General features: G+C 67.1%; 19 protein-coding genes. 8 read left to right on the top strand and 11 right to left on the bottom strand.

Annotated features, from left to right (window positions below; all coding sequences use genetic code 11):
• A partial coding sequence (locus ONA70_RS06655; protein WP_265005439.1) for a hypothetical protein occupies nt 1-201 on the bottom strand: 201 nt, incomplete at its 3' end.
• Between the two features lie 343 nt (nt 202-544).
• On the opposite strand from ONA70_RS06655, the gene ONA70_RS06650 reads away from it, so the two are divergent.
• From ONA70_RS06650 to ONA70_RS06640, 3 genes are all read left to right on the top strand, one after another.
• Nucleotides 545-1,129, top strand: a complete 585-nt coding sequence (locus tag ONA70_RS06650; RefSeq protein WP_265005438.1) for a hypothetical protein — start codon at nt 545-547, stop codon at nt 1,127-1,129.
• A gap of 434 nt (nt 1,130-1,563) precedes the next feature.
• The gene (locus ONA70_RS06645; RefSeq protein WP_265005437.1) at nt 1,564-2,109 is read left to right on the top strand and encodes a DUF2231 domain-containing protein; all 546 of its coding nucleotides are present in this window, start codon (nt 1,564-1,566) and stop codon (nt 2,107-2,109) included.
• Nucleotides 2,109-2,504, top strand: coding sequence for a hypothetical protein (locus ONA70_RS06640; RefSeq protein ID WP_265005436.1), 396 nt, complete (start codon nt 2,109-2,111; stop codon nt 2,502-2,504). Before ONA70_RS06645 ends, ONA70_RS06640 begins: the two co-directional genes overlap by 1 nt.
• Before the next feature lie 331 nt (nt 2,505-2,835).
• On the opposite strand, the gene ONA70_RS06635 is transcribed toward ONA70_RS06640, so the two are convergent.
• Nucleotides 2,836-3,552, bottom strand: coding sequence for an alpha/beta fold hydrolase (locus ONA70_RS06635; protein ID WP_265005435.1), 717 nt, complete (start codon nt 3,550-3,552; stop codon nt 2,836-2,838).
• A 25-nt stretch (nt 3,553-3,577) separates the two neighbouring features.
• Between ONA70_RS06635 and ONA70_RS06630 the strand changes: the two genes are divergently transcribed.
• Nucleotides 3,578-4,273: a helix-turn-helix transcriptional regulator gene (locus ONA70_RS06630; RefSeq protein WP_265005434.1), complete on the top strand. Its 696-nt coding sequence runs from the start codon at nt 3,578-3,580 to the stop codon at nt 4,271-4,273.
• Between the two features lie 13 nt (nt 4,274-4,286).
• On the opposite strand, the gene ONA70_RS36880 is transcribed toward ONA70_RS06630, so the two are convergent.
• The 6 genes from ONA70_RS36880 to ONA70_RS06605 all read right to left on the bottom strand — a co-directional run bounded on the left by ONA70_RS36880 (nt 4,287) and on the right by ONA70_RS06605 (nt 12,461).
• Nucleotides 4,287-4,817: a CbrC family protein gene (locus tag ONA70_RS36880; protein ID WP_406601156.1), complete on the bottom strand. Its 531-nt coding sequence runs from the start codon at nt 4,815-4,817 to the stop codon at nt 4,287-4,289.
• Complete coding sequence (locus ONA70_RS06625) at nt 4,760-6,772, bottom strand: family 10 glycosylhydrolase (RefSeq protein WP_406601155.1); 2,013 nt, start codon at nt 6,770-6,772, stop codon at nt 4,760-4,762. The genes ONA70_RS36880 and ONA70_RS06625 overlap by 58 nt, the downstream gene beginning before the upstream one ends.
• Before the next feature lie 322 nt (nt 6,773-7,094).
• Nucleotides 7,095-8,156, bottom strand: coding sequence for an N-acetylmuramoyl-L-alanine amidase (locus ONA70_RS06620; protein ID WP_265005432.1), 1,062 nt, complete (start codon nt 8,154-8,156; stop codon nt 7,095-7,097).
• Nucleotides 8,157-8,968: 812 nt separating this feature from the next.
• The gene (locus ONA70_RS06615) at nt 8,969-9,592 is read right to left on the bottom strand and encodes an HIT family protein (protein ID WP_265005431.1); all 624 of its coding nucleotides are present in this window, start codon (nt 9,590-9,592) and stop codon (nt 8,969-8,971) included.
• Nucleotides 9,593-9,832: 240 nt separating this feature from the next.
• Complete coding sequence (locus tag ONA70_RS06610; protein ID WP_265005430.1) at nt 9,833-9,958, bottom strand: hypothetical protein; 126 nt, start codon at nt 9,956-9,958, stop codon at nt 9,833-9,835.
• A 331-nt stretch (nt 9,959-10,289) separates the two neighbouring features.
• The gene (locus tag ONA70_RS06605; RefSeq protein WP_265005429.1) at nt 10,290-12,461 is read right to left on the bottom strand and encodes a HelD family protein; all 2,172 of its coding nucleotides are present in this window, start codon (nt 12,459-12,461) and stop codon (nt 10,290-10,292) included.
• A 298-nt stretch (nt 12,462-12,759) separates the two neighbouring features.
• Between ONA70_RS06605 and ONA70_RS06600 the strand changes: the two genes are divergently transcribed.
• From ONA70_RS06600 to ONA70_RS06585, 4 genes are all read left to right on the top strand, one after another.
• The gene (locus tag ONA70_RS06600; protein WP_265005428.1) at nt 12,760-13,119 is read left to right on the top strand and encodes a transposase family protein; all 360 of its coding nucleotides are present in this window, start codon (nt 12,760-12,762) and stop codon (nt 13,117-13,119) included.
• Entirely contained in the window at nt 13,120-13,731 is a 612-nt protein-coding gene (locus ONA70_RS06595; protein WP_319956225.1) for an ISAs1 family transposase, read from the top strand.
• Nucleotides 13,732-13,926, top strand: a complete 195-nt coding sequence (locus tag ONA70_RS06590) for a hypothetical protein (protein ID WP_265005427.1) — start codon at nt 13,732-13,734, stop codon at nt 13,924-13,926. It begins immediately after the preceding gene.
• Between the two features lie 77 nt (nt 13,927-14,003).
• Complete coding sequence (locus ONA70_RS06585) at nt 14,004-14,207, top strand: hypothetical protein (protein ID WP_265005426.1); 204 nt, start codon at nt 14,004-14,006, stop codon at nt 14,205-14,207.
• Nucleotides 14,208-14,275: 68 nt separating this feature from the next.
• Here ONA70_RS06585 and ONA70_RS06580 read toward each other — a convergent pair whose 3' ends face one another.
• From ONA70_RS06580 to ONA70_RS06570, 3 genes are all read right to left on the bottom strand, one after another.
• Nucleotides 14,276-14,827 carry an MmcQ/YjbR family DNA-binding protein gene (locus ONA70_RS06580; RefSeq protein WP_265005425.1) on the bottom strand — a complete coding sequence of 184 codons (552 nt, stop codon included), beginning with the start codon at nt 14,825-14,827 and terminating at the stop codon, nt 14,276-14,278.
• A 194-nt stretch (nt 14,828-15,021) separates the two neighbouring features.
• Nucleotides 15,022-16,251 (bottom strand): PqqD family protein, encoded by a 1,230-nt coding sequence (locus tag ONA70_RS06575; protein WP_265005424.1) that lies wholly within the window; start codon nt 16,249-16,251, stop codon nt 15,022-15,024.
• Complete coding sequence (locus ONA70_RS06570) at nt 16,248-17,399, bottom strand: HesA/MoeB/ThiF family protein (RefSeq protein ID WP_265005423.1); 1,152 nt, start codon at nt 17,397-17,399, stop codon at nt 16,248-16,250. The genes ONA70_RS06575 and ONA70_RS06570 overlap by 4 nt, the downstream gene beginning before the upstream one ends.
• Nucleotides 17,400-17,791 lie beyond the last annotated feature (392 nt).

Genomic DNA, 17,791 nt, shown 5'->3' with positions numbered 1-17,791 from the left:
CCAGCCCCGCCACGGATGGAGTACCAGTAGCACCTGGGTCAGGTCCGGGTCGAACACCCAGACCTCGGCTCCTAGCGGATCGACCGGACTGGCACCGGCGGCCGCCAGCCAGCCGGCAACATCGTCGAATTCGACGCGTGCGAGGCCAACGTCGCCCAACGCGGCCTCCAGCGACTGCCGCTGCGGCTCGTCACGACTCACGGGCCGGAGGCTAGCGCGAGAGTGCGACACTGCATGGCCCAGGATCTCGGGGCCCACCTCATCACGGTCGGTGACTGCCCTCAAGGCCCGGCTGTCGTGTCCGTCCACGAGGAAATTCCCGTGTCCGCTGTCACCAGTCACTCTCGGCGGGAAGCTCCCGGCCGAAGTTGCTGTACCAGCCGGGCGCGGCGGTGATCCACGCGGACAGTGCGTCGAGGAACTGGTCAGGTAGCGGTTCCCCTGGTCAGCCCGTCCGTGGTTGTCGGGCAGCGTCGGCGCTTGTGGCAGTCTTGGCTGTAGGAATGGCTGTACGGCGACAGGATGTGGCCGCCATGCTGTCGGAATGACGGCGGAACGTCCGATCATCGACCTGGATGACCGTGGCCGTGGACGCGTCAAGCCGGATGAGGGTCCGCGACGCCGCAGACTGATCAACCGAGCGGCGAGCGCCTACACCATCGGGGCGTTCGTCCTTGGCGTAGCGATCGGCGGTATCGGCATAGCCGAGGTACAGAGCTCACGCAACGCACGAACGCGGGCTGCCACTGTCGCGGTTGTCGTCATAGCCAGCTCGGCAAGTGACGGCGGTGAAATCTCCGGCAGCATCGCCCAGTTCAACGCGCAACTGACGGTGGTCAACGCTGGTCCGCAGCCGGTTACGGTTCGCACGGTTGGAGCACGCCTCCCCGGCACAGTGATCGATGCCACCGCTCCGTTTCGCCGGTTGCGTCCTGGCGAGGTAGGCGTGATAGACGTCCAGGTTGTCGTTCACTGCTCCGTCAAGCCTGATCCGGTGCCGATGCGCCTGTCGGTTGAGACGGCCGACCAACGAACCCGTGAGGTGATCTATCCCATGGCGTACATCGGCAGGCGGCGTGGTGGGACGCGCACAGGTTGGCGTCCGGGGCGGCGCGGGTGGTGGAGCTGACCGGCGAGTCGCGCTTGGCGCAGTCGAGGGTCGCCGATCGCCGCCGTACGCCGGCCTGCGCCACGGCACTGATCGGCTTCGTTTTCCACGCCAGCCATGGCGCGCCACTCGCTGCCTCATCCTGACCCGCCACGGTGCCACCTCGCCGCCACTGAAGCGAGCGATAGTCTGCGGGCTCGTCGCCCATGCACTGCCGGCTGGCCCATCGGGCAGGCGCCGGCGGTTCGCCCGCCCAGCTGGCAGGTCCGCACCGAGCTGCCCGCACCACCAGCGTCGCCTACGTTAGCCGGCTCGACCTGCTCGATCGGTTGGATGGTGCACCGTCACCCCACCGACAATAACACCAATCCATGCTATTGAAATTGCCGACCGCAGGGTACAGGATGGACATTAACGATAGCGCCGGTTGGTGAAATTGCTGGGAGGTGGACGGCGTGGAACGGGCCATGGAGCAGGCCAAACGGCCGGTGACCGGGCTGGCCGGCAGATACGGGCATCCGCTGCACCCGGCACTGGTGGCGGTGCCGATCGGGACGTGGATCGCCAGCTTCGTCTTCGACATCGCCTCACACCTGATCCCGAATCCGGGGTTCTTGACCCAGGGCTCGCGGTGGCTGATCGCACTCGGGGTGCTCAGCGCGCTGGCGGCAGCGATGTTCGGGTTCCTGGACCTGTTCGCCATCCCCACGGGCACCAAGGCGTTCCGGACCGGCCTGGTGCACATGTCGATCAACCTGGGCGTCACCGTCCTGTACGCGGTCGGCTTCATCATCCGCGGCGGAGCAGCCGCCGGGCCGGTGGGCTGGATACCGCTGGCCCTGTCCGCCGTAGCTCTGGCCGGGTTGGGGGTGGCCGGGTATCTGGGCGGGAAGCTGGCCTACCACTACGGCGTGCGGGTGGCCGACGAGGCGACCCAGGCAGCCGGCTACACCCGCACCACCACAAGCAAGTCCACCACTTCAAAGGAGGAAAGGGTCTGATGGCTGTCGCCGCACTGATCACCTGGCTGGTCACCGCCGTCGGCGGGTTCGTCATGCTGGGCATCTGGATCTCCCGGGGCGGGCACCGACCCGACAGCGGCACCCGGCTGGCCCCCGGCCTGGTGCTCGGCCACTTCGCCCTCGCCGCGATCGGCCTGGTGCTGTGGATCGTCTACCTCGCCGTGGACAAGACCGCTCTCGCGTGGGTGGCGTTCGGGCTGCTGCTGCCGGTGGCACTGCTCGGGTTCACGATGCTGGCCCGCTGGATCCCGGCCCGCCGCGCCGGCACCGCCGAATCCCGCTTCCCGGTCCCCGTCGTGGTCGGGCACGGCCTGTTCGCCGCCACAACCCTGGTCCTGGTGCTGCTGGCCGCCCTCGGGGTAGGCAGCAGCTGACCTGACGGTGACCCCACTGCGGGCAGTCCGACAACGGCCGCGGCCGGGACCCGGCCGCGGCCGAGGACACCCGACGGCGTTCCTGACCGCCCTCGGCGCCAACCTGGACTCCGACAGCCTCGCCGACACTCCGCGACGGACAGCCCGCGCCTACGCCGAACGCGGGTAAGACCGGGACGGCTTCACCGCAAGGCGCGGCAGCAGGTGCACCCAAGAGCGCTCATTTGAACGGACACCCTGCTACGGATGTTGGTCGACCGGGCCGGCCTGACCGCGGCGCTGTGGGGCGCGTTGGCCCGGATCGCGTCGGCCGGTGAAAGGACGGCCGACCTCAGGGTCGCGAATCGAGGAATCGAGCGATCGAGCCGGCCAGAGCTTGGGGGTCTTCAAGCATGGGTAGGTGACCAGTGTCGAGGTTGTCCCCCCATGCGTGACCGAGCCGCTGAGCGCATCGTCGTTGTAGCGCGATCGGCAGTTCGCGGTCCTGAGCGGTGAGCACGTATCCCCGCCAGCCGTTCCACGAGTGATGGCTGGTCTTGTCGCGATACAGACCGGGTGACTCGGGGCTGAAGTCTGCGACGAGGCGGTCAGCGGCCTGGTCATCGAGACGGTGCGCGAGGCGGCGGTGGATCACGGAGGCCGGTGGACGGGTCCCGGCGAGCCGCATCGCAACGTTCAGCACCCACCGGTTCGGTGCCGGCATCGCCGAGATGAACGATCCTGCGGGCTTGGGGATCACGGCAGTCACCGCCAGAAATGCGCTGACACGTTCGGGCGCGAGCCGGGCGACCTCGGCGCCGATCACGCCACCGGCCGAATGCGCGACGATCGCGAACCTGCCCGTAGGCGCGGAGCCGATGGCCGCCTCGGCATAGTCACGCAACCGAGCCTCGGCGCCGCGAGTCGGTCGAGCAGCGACGTGGACCTCGTGAGGCCAGCCCATGAGCTGGTGGACGTCATCCCAGATCCAGGCCGGAAGCCCGGCGCCGCTGATAAACAGGATCGGGTCGCGTGGAGCACTCATGGCGGCATCGTCACGCGCAAGCATGTCACGGGTATGTCACCATTTTCGAATGAACCGCACAGACCGGCTTTACGCGCTGAGGGAGGAACTGCGGCGCGCCGGCCGGGTCGGACGGACCGCCGAACGTCTCGCCGAAGTCTTCGAGGTCAGCGTACGGACGATCAAACGTGACATCTCGGCCCTGCAACACGGTGGTCTGCCCGTCTACGCGCGCCCCGGACCCGGCGGAGGCTATGTCGTCGACAAGGCCGCGACACTGCCGCCGGTCAACTTCACTGACGCCGAGGTCTGCGGGCTCGCCGCGGCCGTGGCAGCCCACCGCGGGCAGCCCTTCGACGGCCACGCCCGCGCCGCGCTGGTCAAGGCGCTGAGCGTTATGGATGTGCAGGCCCGACAACGCGCCAACGTCGTGAACGACCGCGTATGGATCGACCACACCGACACGCCGCGTGACGCCCGGACCCGTCACACGATCGAGCGAGCTCTCCACGAACAACGCGTCCTCGTCGTGCACTACCGCGACACACACGACAGGCAGACCGTGCGCCACGTCGACCCGGTGCTCCTCGCCCGCACTCGAGGACAGTGGTATCTCGTCGCAAACTGCCGGACCCGCAAAGCGATCCGCTGGTTCCGCCTCGACCGGGTGCTCTCCGCGCACTTGACCGGCGAAGCCGCCGCCAGCATCCCTGTCGAGGCCGTCGGCATCCCACCCGCCACCGCTCAAGCCATCGCCGACCTCTGACCCTCGTCCAACGTCACAGGCTGGTCGAAGACCGCCCTATCCTTGCTGGAGCTTCTGGTGGGACTGATCTCGGCGGCGGCTGCCGGCGACGTTCCCGCATCCGTCTAGCGGGCTGTCCAACCGAACGTGAGCATGACAACTGCCGCTGGCGCAGGAGAGCCAATGCCGCGCAGCATCCACACTGATACAGCCAGCTCGGCTGTGGCCAGGAGTCGAACGAGGGCGTGCGTTGCGACCTCCGCGCGACGGCGAACGGAATGCCTGGTGGCACGTCGGTCGCGTCGGTGCACGTGCGCGGGAGGTCGGCGGCGCCCGTCAACGCCCACGCCGCCTCACCCGAGGCGATGCAGTGCAGGCACAGCACATCGACCTGGCTGCCGTAGATCGGCCCGACAATACGGTCTTGGGACGAGCCAGCAGGGCAGAAACGGCGCCTTCGTTGAGGGTGCCAGCCGGCGGCGGTCAACCGGGGACGGCTCGGCGGATCTAGACAGAGGTGATGCGCACCGCGTCGGCGATCACGTAACCGGTGCCGGTCGTCCACCGGCTCACCCCGACCACGTTGTAATCACCGGCAGCGAGGGTGAAGGTGCCGAGGACCATCCACTGGCCGCCGCCTGTACGTTGGTCGATGTTGACCGTCCGGTTACCGCTGGTGGTCACGATCACGTGTGGCGTAGCGGCGTTGTAGCCGGCGTTGCTCGGATACCAGACCTCGATGCGGTAGCTGGCGGTGGCCGGAATGTTGACCTTGAACCATGCCGGGTCGCTGGCCGCCACGGGGGTGGCGAACCGGTAGTCGGTGCCGTAACGCTGCGTCGAAAACGACGAGGTACCCCAGTTCGCGCTCGCGGTGAACCGCCCCGCCGTAGTGTTGTCCACGATCGCACTGAAGCCGCCGACGGTCACCACCGCGCCCACGCTCGCCACGCTCTCGTTGTGCAGGCGGTCCAGCGCGCTCACGTGGTAGGTGTACGTACCCGCCGCCGCGGGCTTGTCGGTGAACGAGCCGGTCGTGCCGGTGGCCCGGACGGTGGCGATCAGGTTCCTGGCATCGGCAAAGGCGCAGGCGTCGGTCGGGCCACTGCCGCTGACCCGGTACACCGCGTACGACGTCGACGTCGCCGATCCGCCGGCCTGCCAGTTGAGCGTGACCCCGCCGGTGCCGGACACGGCCGAGGTGATGGAGGGTGCCGCCGGTGCCGTTCCGCCCAGGTGGGCGGCGACCGGGATCAGCGCCGGACGACTGTAGTGGTCCGCGACCATCCGACTCACCCCACCGAGCCGGTCGGCGCGCACGTCCTTCGCGCTGAACTGGATGTCGCCGAGAACCTGTGGATGGTTCCGGTTGAGCAACAGGTGGTCGCTCAGCTCAGCCGGGTCCTGCCACGCCGGGTCCTGGCCGGTCGCGCCGAGACGGTAGGTGGCCTGACCGATGAAGAGTTGGACCCGGGTTCCGGCGACCACGTTGGACCACCACGGAACCAGGACCGCGTAGTCGGCGGCGCTGAACCCGATGTGCCAGTAGACCTGCGGCGTGATGTAGTCGATCCATTGCTGCTTGACCCAGCGACGGGTGTCGGCGTAGATCGCATCGTAGGACTGCAGCCCGCTGGTGGCCGAGCCCAGCGGGTCGGTCGACGAGTTGCGCCAGATGCCGAACGGGCTGATCCCGAACTTCACCCAGGGCTTGACCGTCTTGATGCGCTGGCCCATCTCCTGCACCAGCAGGTTCACGTTGTTGCGCCGCCAGTCGGAGATGTTGCTGAATCCACTGCCGTAGGCGGCGAACGTTTGCTGGTCCGGGATCTGCTCGGTGCCGGATGGGTACGGGTAGAAGTAGTCGTCCCAGTGCACGCCGTCGATGTCGTAGCGGGTGACCGCGTCCATCATCGCGTCCTGGACGAACGCGCGCACCATCGGGAGGCCCGGGTTGTAGTAGAGCCTACCGCCGTAGGAGAAAATCCAGTCCGGATGCTGGCGGGCCGGGTGGCTGGCGACCAGCCGTGACGGGTCGTTGTGGGTGGCGACGCGGTACGGGTTGAACCAGGCGTGGAACTCCAGGTTCCGGGCGTGCGCCTCGGCGACCATGAACGCCAACGGATCGTACCCGGGATCCACCCCCTGGGTGCCGGTGAGCCACTGCGACCACGGCTCGTACGGCGAGGGCCAGAAGGCGTCCGCGGTGGGCCGGATCTGCACGACCACCGCATTCATGTTGCGCTGCGCGGCCAGGTCGAGCCAGGAGCGGAACTCGGCCTGCTGGGTGGACATGCTCAGGCCTGTGCCGCTTGGCCAGTCGATGTTCGCCACGCTGGAGATCCACATGGCTCTGAGCTGCCGCTTCGGGGTCGCTGGGTTGGTCTGGCAGGCGGTTGTCCCGAACCCTGGCCGGCTGCTCGCCCCGGCCGGTGCCACAACCGTCAGGATGCCGGCAGCGGTCACCGCGGCGACCGTCGAGGCGAGGGTACGAAGCCACAGAGTTCGATGCGCGCCCATGGTAGAAAATTTTCGGCAGACCATGGACTGGATGCAAGACTTCTCCAGCCCCAACTTCAATCGGCGGTAACACGAATCCGCCAAGGAGACGATGTGCCGGCGGCGCGTCCTGGTCAGATCAAGCTCATGGCCCGACCCACGGTCAACCGCAGGATGGGCATGGACTACAACCGGCCGCTGACATCAACAGTCGGAATGCGTCGCGGCCGACATCCGATAGATGTCGGCCGCGATGATTATCGAGAATCGGAACCCACGACGACCCGCTGCCGTGGAAGGCCTCCGTTGCCGGCCATCGACTGCCGGCGCGGGTGGCAGCGTCTCAGACTTGGGTTACCCGTACCGCGTCGGCGATCACGTATCCGGCAGCGCTGGTCCAGCGGCTCACGCCAACCAGGTCGCGATCGCCGGCGGCGAGGTTGAAGGTGCCGAGCGAACGCCACGTGCCGCCATTGGCACGCTGGTCCACGTACACCGTTTGATTTCCCGCGGCGGTGAGGATCACATATGGCGTGGCACTGTTGTAGCCGGGGTCGGCCGGGTGCCATACGTCGATCCGGTAGTTGCCGGCCGCCGGGACGTTGACCTTGAACCATGCCGCGTCGCTCGCGAGGACCGGGTTGGCGTACCGGTAATCGGCCCCGTAGCGCTGGGCGGAGTACGTCGAAGTGCCCCAGTTGGAGCTTGCGGTGAAGCGGCCCACCGTGGCGTTGTCCACAGTGGTGCTGTATGTGGGCGGCGGGGTGCTGAGCCCAAGGTAGTAGGCGATGCCCTGGGCATGCCCGGTGGCGGTGGCGGTAATGAAGTCGGCGCGCTTGAGAAGGTTCGCGTCGGCAACGGTGTCGATGAACAGGTTCTCGGTAAGGACAGCTGGCATGTTGGTCTCACGAAGCACGTGGAAGTTGGCGGTCTTCTGACCCCGGTCGGTGACTGTGGCGACCGAACGCATGCCCGCCAAGACCTTCGGGTGCAGCGCGTTGTGCAGGTTGATCGTCGCCGCGTCCGCCGCCGGGTATCGGTAGCTCTCGAATCCAGTGCCGCCGCCGGAGTTGATGTGGACGCTCACGAACAGGCCAGCGCCCCACGCATTGGCGTCGTTGGTGCGGTCGGCGAGGCTAACGGTGGCATCGGTCGTGCGGGACATCCGCACATCGACGCTCCAGTTGGCCTGAAGGATGCTGCGCAGTTGCAGCGCGATGCTCAGGGTGAGGTCCTTTTCCTGTAGGCCGTTTCCGACCGCGCCGGGGTCGGTGCCACCGTGCCCCGGGTCGAGGTAAATGCGGGGGACCGCGGCCTGTGCTCGGCCGGCAACCATGGGCGCGACCATAGCGCCGGCTGCGGCGGCCAGCAGGGTACGGCGCCGCACGATGGATTCACTGAGCATGAGCACCTCTCAGCTGGGATGGGATTGTCGGTTACCTGCCGGCCTGATCATGGATCTATGCAGGCAGATTTGAGCCGGGCTTCCTTCGGGAGCCCTCCCTGGCGCGGCCCATCATCGAGCCGCCGAGCGTGTCGCCCGCGCGCCACTGTCTTCTGTCGCTCGCAAACGCCCCGCCAGATGGCGCCGAGTCGTTGGCGGCACATCCGCACTGGTGACGGGATCGCCGAGCAGAAGCCCGGATGTGCGGTAACTGGGCCTACTTCTTCGCTGGCAAAGGCCGATGCGTTTGGCGCGACCAGGGTCCCCGCGCTGGCCCGGCTCGGTCACCGAGCCGGTGACGTCGCCGAATTGCATCGTCCATTAGCCACGGTGCGTGGCCTGCTTCCCCTGCCTGGTTCATCAGACGTCTGGGGGGTACGGCCGCAACATCGCAGCAGGTGCTGCGGGCACCGCTGGCACGCGTTGGCAGTCCACCGAATCGTCACGGAGCGACTATAACGAATGTCAATGGATTAGTGAAGGATGTTTTCGATCTCCGGCGTTGATCTTGAAAATTTCCTACGCCACGTGGCTGTGTGCACAGGGCCTGCGAGGTACAGCCCGGCAAGGTGACCACGCCGATGCTCTGGCCCCCAGAGATCAGCTCGACCAACGACTTCACCGGACCGTCCGCGCACAGCACAGCGTCGGCCAACTCGAAGGAGACAGGTCACCCTTGACCGGCCCGCTCCTTCATGCATGACACAGAGGGAAGCCAGATGACGATGGCGACGCGGCGGTGACGGGAGCGGTTGCTGCTGCGGATCAGCCGGTCAGGCACGCGGTGGGCTGGCGGCCGACCGGCGGCCCCCATGCGAGGCGACCAGGGCATCAGCCACGATCGCGGCGTCCGCCTCGGCGACGTCGGCGGGATACTCCGGCAGGAGGTCGTCCCAGACGACCAGCCAGGATCCGTAGAGCTGCGCCTGACCCTCCGGCCGGGCGAAGAACCAGACATGCAGGTGAGCGCCGCCGTCGCCGATGCGGTAGACGTGGGCTCGCGAGATGTGCGGCAGAGCCTGCACGTGGCGGACGATTCGCGTGGTCAGCAGTCCCAGCTCCGCGGCGAGATCGTCGGGGAGATCCGCCATGTCATAGTGATCGCGCGGGTACAGCATCAGTACCAGCGGCACGCCCACTCCCGGGACACGGGCCAGCCGCCAGCGATCATTGAACCAGATTCCCTCGTCGCGCTCCTGGCAGTTCCGGCACTCCGCCGGGTCCTCGCCATGTCGGGCGGGCTCGGGCAGCACCGGCGGGCGCAGCGGCGCGACGCGCAATCCATCTTGTTCGAACGGGCTGATGTCCCATCCCGTCATGCGCGCCAGCGGAAGCCGCCGCTCGCTGTCCGCGACGGCCACCGCGTGGTCATAGAACTGGTCCGGACGCAATGCCATGGGGCGAAGACTAGTACAACCAAGATCCCATCGCGATTCATCGCTACTACGTGGCCTGGCTGCCACGGCCCGACGCGTGGCCACACGCCCGACGGCACGGATACGCAGTGAGAACCCACTTGTCGGCTATGAGCGGAGCCGCCAGCGCCAAGGAGGCTCACGCGCTGTGACGACCGTCCGTCGGCCGGCGCACCTACGGCGGCAGATCCATGCGCCCCGATCCAGGGCCCGGCAAAGTCGTCAGGTGATGCCGAGTAGGGCCAGCGGGCGAGTGCTGTCGCGGGCGTAGTGGCGGTTGGCGGCGGCGATGTTGGTGACGCCGGCGGTGCGGAGCGCGCCGATCGCGGCGTTGCGCAGGGCGGCCATGACTTGTGGTCCCGTGCCGGTGCGGATCTGAGAGCGGTCCTCGTCGTAGGTGACGTCGCGGACCCAGTGGACCTTGTGCTCATTGACCAGTGACCACGGATCCAGCCGGCGAGCTGGGCGGGTTTGGCTTGGTGGACGCGGAGGTCGGTGATCGCGTAGACGGTCTCGGTGGTGAACCGTTTCGGCTGGTCGTATGTCACGAACGCTGAAGGAGGGGTCGAGAGTGGTGTAAATCCGCGTGCTCACCCCTGCTCACGTTCAGACAGAACGATCCTCACGTCCCAAGGGCGCGCCCAACATCCGGAGACTTTGTCCATGAGTGTGGCGATTGCTACGTGAGCACCAGCTGTCCGAGTTCCTGGGTGCATCGGGTGAGCGCGACGTAGAGGCCGTTCCAGCCGCGTGGTTCAGCGGCGATGCCCTGGGGGTCAATGAGTAACGTCGCGTCCCATTCCAGTCCCTTGGACTGGGTCGCGGTGAGCACCGGCACATCGCTCAGCACGGCTAGGAGTTCGGCGATGCGGTCGGCGGGGGCGATGACGCCAACGGTACCGCCATGCCACCGTTGCTGCAGCTGTCGCACAGCTTGGGCGGCGGCGCCGGCAAGCTCGGCGGGCGTGATCGTGAGCACCCAGGGGGCGATGCCGGAGGAGCGTACCGCCCGTGGTGGCGTGTTGTGGCTGCCAGCTTTTTTCAAGACGGGTTCGGTGAGGTCCATGACCTCACGCGGGGTCCGGTAGCAGATGGTCAGTTCCGCAGCGGCCCAGCGGTCTCCGAAAACAGCCTGCACCGCTTGTGCCCAGCTGGTGTGCTGGTGTGCTGCCTCCGCCTGATCGATGTCGCCGACGGCGGTGATGGAGCGACTGGGACAACGCCGTAGGACCATTTGCCACTGCATCTCGGACAGCTCTTGCGCCTCGTCGATGACGACGTGGCCGTACACCCAGTCGCGCTGCCGGCGAGCATGGTCAGCGACGAACTCGCCCTGTGGTTGCGGGGCCTCGACCTCGCCCAGCAGGTCGGCGAGGGCGTCGAGCAGGGGGATGTCGCTCGATGCCCACAGTGCGGGCTCGACCGAGACGGCGGTGATCTCCTCCATGGACAACTGCGGGGCAAACCGGGCTAGCAGGGTGCGGTCGGCCAGGAGATCACACAGTAGGGTTTCGGCGTCGAGGGTGGGCCACCATGCCTCGATGAACCGGGCGATGGTGGCGTTCTCGGCGATACGATAACGAAGGCTCTCTATCTCTTCCTCGGAGAGCATTCCGTCGACGTCACTGCCGGTGGACCTCCTGTCGAAATGGTGGTCATGCTGCATTCCTTTGTCGACGCGGGCGAGGATGTCCTCGAAGCCCTCCTCCATTTCGTTCATCAGCGCCTCGCGCTGCTCGACGACGGCTTCGGCAAGGATGTGGTGCAGCTGCTCGGCGAACGCCGTGCGGGCGCGGTGGTACGGGCGTCCCTGCACCGCCGAGGCGAGCGCCTGTGCCACTGTTTCGGCTGTGATGACGTAGAACTCGCCCTCCCAGCGCAGCTTCAGCTCACGGGGCCGGGGGAGCAGCGACGTGACGTAGTTTTCGAGCGCGGGTTGCCAGAGGGCGCGGCCCTTGATTTCGGCGAGAAGCCGGCTCTCGTCGCGGCCCACGCGGATCTCGGGCAGCAGAGTGTCGCAGGTCGCCGAGACGACGGCGGTCTCACCGAGCGCGGGCAGCACCTGGGCGATGTACTGGAGGAACCGCGGCGAGGGGCCGAGGACCAGGACCGCTTGGTCGGCCATCTTTGGGTGGGCGAACAGCAGGTAGGCGACGCGGTGCAGGGCAACCACGGTCTTGCCGGTGCCGGGACCGCCCTGAACGATCAGCGGGCCGGTCGCCTCGGCCCGGATGATGTCGTCCTGTTCGCGTTGCAGCGTGGAGATCGCCGTCGACATGCGACCGGTGCGCCGCTGGTCCAAGGCAGCCAGTAGAGCGCCTTCACCGACGAGTTCCGCCGTTATGGTCCCGTCCAGTGGCTCGTCGTCCACGCCGACGACGGCCGATCCCGTCGTGCGTATGTGACGGCGCCGTGCCTGACCTTGTGGGTCGACAGCCGTCGCGGTGTAAAACGGCCGAGCTGCGGGAGCGCGCCAGTCCACCAGCAGCGGCTCGCTGTCCTCGCCGTCGTTGCGGAGACCGACACGGCCTACGTGTCGTACGATGCCATCAAGGCCGTCGAGGCGGCCGAAGACCAGCCCTTCCCGTGCTCGCCGTAGCTCCTCGTACTGCTGGCGGAGCATGCGCCGCCGCGCCCGTTCCAACGCGTCCAGGGCGTCTGACGAAAGCTCGGCCTGTAGGTGGTCGACAAGCCTGTCGCGCCGGGCCGTGGCCAAGTCGAGAAACTCTTGTTCCTCGGCAACCGCGGATCGGCGCGCAACGCCCTCTGCGTTAGAGGTTGGCGGTTCGCCGTTTGGTGTTATTTCGCTGACGCCAGCAGTGCCGTTGTTCAGAGCAAAATTCCGGCGCATTCGCAAATCCTTGCATTGGTGCTTTCCCTCGGCCCGGATGAGCCACAGGTATTCCGGCGGCAAGCATAGAGTTGGTTTCTCCTCGTCGACCAGGAACCCTCTCGGCGGAGATAGGAATCTCAATGCCTTGCAGTTCGGAGCCGCTTGTGGCCTCAGAGCCAAAGCAGTTAGTTGATCTTCGTTTGGCCTGGTGAGGCGGGTATCTCGCGGGGGCCCAAGGGCGGTCACGGGCGCGGTCTTCCTAAGTAGACGATGGAGGTTCTTCACGCCAGTCGTCGTCTACAAAAGAAGGGCGCTCGTGTCAGTCTCCCATGCTGTCGTCGGTGTCGTCACGGATGAGGGTGGGGAGGTCGACACCGGGCAGGTGGCGACGCTGGCGGCCCTGTTCGGGCAGGTCAGCGATCCGCGTAAGGCACGGGGCGTGCGTCATCGGCTCGCGGCGGTGTTGACCGTGGTGACGCTGGCGCTGTTGTGCGGAGCGCGGAACTTCCGGCAGGCCGCCGACCGGGTGGCCGAGTTGCCGCAGCCGTTGCTGGCCGCGGCGGGTGCCCGCCGGCATCCGGCGCTCGGGTTCCGGATCGCGCCGGGTCGGGACACCCTGCGCCGGCTGGTCGAGGCCGTCGACGCGGCGGTGGTGGACCGCCTCGTCTGCGCCTGACTGGCCGAACGGCTCGACGATCCCGCCGGGGTCGGGCTGTCGCTGGACGGCAAGACCGTCCGACACTCGGGCGGCACCGACATCCACGTGCAGTTGTTTTCCGCGATGCGGCATGACACCGCAGTGGTCATCGCCCAGATCCAGGTCCCGGCCGACACCACCGAGGTCACCCAGATCGAAGCCCTGCTCGACCCGATCGACATCACCAGCATGGTGGTCACCGCGGACGCCGCGCATCCCAGCAGCGGCACCGCCGCCTACCTGCGGCAACGAAGCGCGGACTACGTGTTCACCGTGAAAGGCAACCGGCCCGCCCTGCTGGCCGCGATCACCGACCGGCTACCCGCGGCGACAGCGGCGACCAGCGCCCACACCGACACCGAACGCCGCAGCGGCCACCGGATCACCCGCACCATCTGGATCGCAGCCGCCACAGGCATCGACTTCCCCGGCGTGGCCGTGGTCTTCCGGCTCCGCCGTGACGTGTACGCCCCCGACGGCCAACGCGTCAGCAAGCAGATCGTCCACGGAATCACCAGCCTGACCAGCACGGCAGCCGAGATCGCCGCCCACGTACGCACCCACTGGTGGATCGAGAACAAGATCCACTGAGTGCGGGACGTCCTGTTCGGCGAGGACACCCACCACGCCTGGCTCGGCAGCGTCGCCCACACCATGGCCGCCCTACGCAACCTCGCGATCGCCCTGATCCGGCTCGCCGGACACTCCAGGATCAAACAGGTCATGGAACGCCACCACGCCGACAAGATGCTCATCCCCGCCCTGCTCAACGCATCCCGGCCATGATCAACAGACTTTGCTTCGGCTCTGCGCCCCAACCTTGAACAAACCGGTTCCGCGCGACGCGCGATTAGGGTCTGCGCATGCGGGATGACATCATTCTGCAGCTCGACCGCGCAACCGCCGAAGATCTGTACGTCGCGCTGCACGAGGCCGGAGAGCACATCGCGGCTGGCGCAGCGATCACTCCGCCCACCGCCGAGGAGTCCGAGCGGCTGGGTACTCTCCTGCGGGACCTGGGCCACGCCCTTGGCCGTCGTTGCTCTCCGTACTGCGACCATCTTTAGTTGGCAGGGGGTCTAGGCGGGGCCGGGGCTGTCGTGGCGGTCATCGCTCTTCACGGCCTCGGCCGCGATCATGCTCCGGGCCGCCGGGAGTCGAGCAGAGCAATCCTGCATGATCCGGCCGTACGTCGGTAGCTGGCGTCGAGTAGCTCGTCGACCTCGTCCCAGTCGGGGTCGCCGGTCAGGTCCACCCCGATCCATCCGTAGGCGCCGAGGTAGGCCGGCACGAAGCAGCGGTCTTCCTCCAACAGCGCCGCACGCTCGTCGGGATCAACCAGCACGAGCACCGAATGTTCATGCTGCCGATAGACGCCGTCGACTTTCACTGATCCCCCGTAGTAGGCGAAGACCTTGGTGGTGAAGAAGGCGGGATGTCCGTGGGAGATCTTCTCGGCCGCGTCAGGGAAGGCCAGGGCGAGCGCCCGCAGCCGGCTCAGGAGCGGATCTGCCTCGTCAAACACGATGGGGTGCGGCATATCAGAAGGTAAGCACACGGTCGACGGCTGCGGCGTCCTGCCGGCGGTAATTTGCACCAGCCGCCGCGGTCGACCTGTGGCTCGCACGGCGCCATCATCGCGGCCAGAAGCGGATGCGGAGTGGTTCGCCGAGGCAGAGACGTCCATCGCGCTTACGGGGCGCATGGCGCCGGCGGAAGGTTTCTCCGCCAGCCCACTACGCTACGGCGAGCGGCGACGTGTCCGCTGGCGCCGTCAGCTGCACTGTCTACCGCCCATCGGCAAGTAAGTCGAAGCTGCCTGCACCCATGCCATGGGCTGGACGGTTGTCTCGTTCCGAGCCGAGGGCGGCGGGTGGCGAGTCAGCGTGCGGCTTGCGTGACGGGGCGCAGCCGGCGCCGCAGCGCCACCACGCCGAGGGTGCCGAAGTGGGCGACCGCGAGCAGGAGCAGCACCACGGCGTCCCAGAAGCCCGCTGTGCTGGGTCCGGCGGCGACTTTGGCAGTCGCGTCCCGGACGAAGCTGATCAGGAGCGGTAGCCCCAACAGCAGGAACTGCCCGACGAAGATCGTCACACCCAACACGAGGACCAGGGAGTACCAGCGCACAATCCGGAGTTCCCGGGCCGGCACCGAGGACAAATCGTACGGCTGCGGTCGGCGCACGAGGCGGGCGAGCTGGTTGCCGACGTACTGCCAGGTGTCGGCCATCAGATTACCGAGCCGCAGCCAGGTGACGATCACGTAGTACACGTCGGTTCGCATGAAGAACGCTAGTTCGAGCAGCAGAGTGACCAGACAGAGGAAACCGATTGCCCGGATCGGCTGGCTGTCCCATCCCACCAGTTGTGCCAGCAGGCTCAGCAGCAGCGCGCTCATCGTGAACGTCATGCCGGCCAGGTACGGGACGTACCGCTGACGCCGGGGCAGTGACCGTACCGCCGACATGTCGGTCTCGGCGACGAGCAGGTGCAGCCGGTTGCTGACCCGCAGCACTCCGGTGCAACCGCGTGCCCGTACCGCGAGCAGATGTGCCGCTTCGTGGGCGAGCAGCAGGCCCCAACTGAGGACTGTCAGGGCGACCGCGTCCGCAGCGACACCGAGACCAAGCCGGCCGTCGGTGCCGGAGGGAATCAGGTCCGGCCGCACCGCCATGAGCACCGGGACGGCTACCCACACCATGGCCCAGACGACCAGGGCGGGCCCGCTGACGAGCCAAGCCACGCGCTCGGCGGGCACCGAGCTGAGCAGGCGCCAGCCGCGCATCTGGGGACCCGCCGGCCCCACCGGCTGGGCAACCGCCTCGGCTTCGACGCCTTCATCTCCCGCCGGGCGTACGAAACCGCAGTCAGTCAGCGTCGCGAGGAAGTCGTCCAGGTCGGGCGGCTCGCCGTACCGTTGCGCGAAGTTTGCCGAGACCTCGGCCAGAGTGAGGCCGCGCTGCATGTCCTGGATCAGGGTGATGCCCGGTTCGGGCAGACTGACGAAAACGCCGGTCTCCGGGCGGCCGACCTCGGCTGCCCCGTCCTCGATTTCACCGATATGCAGCGGGTAGAGCGTGGCGGTTCGCTCATCCTGTGCGGGGGCGCTCACCCTGCCACCTCCGTCAGCGGCGCCGGCACCGGAACACTCCCGGGGCGGAGATGCCCGCATACGTCGCAGTCCGGGTCCTTGACGCCCTCGTTGAACCGGATCTGCATGGTCTGCAAATCGAAGATCAGCTTACGGTTGAGAATGGTCGGTTCGGCCACTCCCGTCAGCAGCTTGACCGCCTCCAGCGCCACCAGGCTACCGATGAGTCCCGAGACAGGAGCTGTGCATGGATTGACGGTGCGATCGCCGACGTGCTCCATCGCGTAGCGCATGATGGCCCCGTATCCCGGTACATTGGCGTGAGCACGACGTTGTTCACACGCGAAGCAGGCGGTCACTCCTGGCGAATGCAGGAACAAGTTGACAGTCAAACCGTCGTTGGCGCCACGGACCCATGGCACCTGCTCGGTCAGCGCCGCCTCGTTGAGCCAGTCATAGATGCGGATCCGCGGCCGGTCCGCCGCACAGATCAGCAGATCGCGACCCTGCATGCAGGCGCGCGCGTCGTCGACGCCACTGACTCGCCGGTTGATTGTCGAAACGGCGACGTGCGGGTTGGCTGCTGCCACTCGCCGCGCCGCGGCCAGCGTCTTGGGCGAACCGACATCGGCGTCGGTGTAGAGGACCTGCCGGTTGAGGTTATGCAACTCGACGTTGTCGTCGTCGATCAGTAGCAGGTCACCGACGCCGGCTGCGGCCAGGGCCAGCGCCACGTACGAGCCCAGGCCGCCGATCCCGAGCACGGCCACCTTCGCGTCGTGCAGCCGGGCTTGGAAGTCGTAGCCGGTCAGTGGCGGGTGGTGGAAGAACGAGAAGAACTCGGCGTTGCGCCGGTAGCGCTCGACCTCGTCCGGCCTGAAGATGGCGGGCGGCATCACGGCCGCGTCGTCGAGGTAGCCGGCGTCCTCGAGCATGGACACTGCCGTCTCGATCTCCACCGCGGTGATCTCGGGATCCCTGGCTCGCATTTCCGCGATGAGTTCGGGCATCGACCGTGTGCCGTCCAGCAGCTGGAGGAGTTGCCAGACGTGGCGTTGCTCGTCGTCTTTGATCTCACCGGCAATGCCGAAATCTGCGCCACCGATACGGATGGTCCCATCGTCCAGCGGAATTGGCGGAAACATGCTCTTTATGCGGGGTCTGTCCATGTCGTCCTCCTCAACACCGCGACGTCTGGGCGGGCCGAATTCGGCCCGCCCAGGCAATTGGGGTAGATCAGCAGTCGGTGCAGCCGCAGCAGCCGTCGGCGGCGGCGGTGGTCTCGATGCGCTCGAGCTTGCGGACCTCGATCTTCATGCGAATCCCCTCTCTCTTTCCTGCGCCAGTCCGATGTTGGCGCCGTATGCGGAAGGTAGCCACAGCCGTCTATTAGGTAAAGGCCTATGTCGCGCGGCTTACATCTGCCGAACGCATCAACATCGGCCGGCGGCACCCAGTCGAGCAGCCCCACATAGGCGTTATTGAGGACAGACGCGCCACAAAAAATATTGTCACCTCGATTCCACATCAGCCGACAGATTTCGGGAGGGGCAAATCGGCC

Source organism: Micromonospora yasonensis (assembly GCF_026013475.1).
In the GTDB taxonomy this organism is placed as follows: Bacteria; Actinomycetota; Actinomycetes; order Mycobacteriales; family Micromonosporaceae; genus Micromonospora; species Micromonospora yasonensis.
This window is presented reverse-complemented; position numbering and strand designations above follow the sequence as displayed.